The following is a 237-nucleotide window of genomic DNA, read 5'->3' as shown; positions in this document are numbered from 1 at the left end:
CGCTTTTCCTCCGAAGAATACAGTTAATGGTCGGGTTGGGATATTTCCAGCTTTGATATCCAGATATTTGTAAATGACATATAATACGTTCATTTGTTGCCGCTTGTACTCATGCATGCGCTTGATTTGCACATCAAAAATGGATTCAGGGTTAACCTGTACACCTTGAGTTTTCGCAATATGACGTTGCAATTTCCGTTTATTATGTTGTTTGGTTTCTTCTAACCAGTCTTTAAG

At 38.0% G+C, this 237-nt stretch carries 1 protein-coding gene; it reads right to left on the bottom strand.

The window, feature by feature from the left end; translation table 11 throughout:
- On the bottom strand, window positions 1–237 hold a 237-nt coding region (locus RG959_RS24890; protein WP_342799371.1), incomplete at both ends, for a glycogen/starch/alpha-glucan phosphorylase.

Origin of the sequence: Domibacillus sp. 8LH (assembly GCF_038806185.1) — a bacterium.
Lineage (GTDB): Bacteria > Bacillota > Bacilli > Bacillales > Domibacillaceae > Domibacillus > Domibacillus indicus_A.
This window is presented reverse-complemented; position numbering and strand designations above follow the sequence as displayed.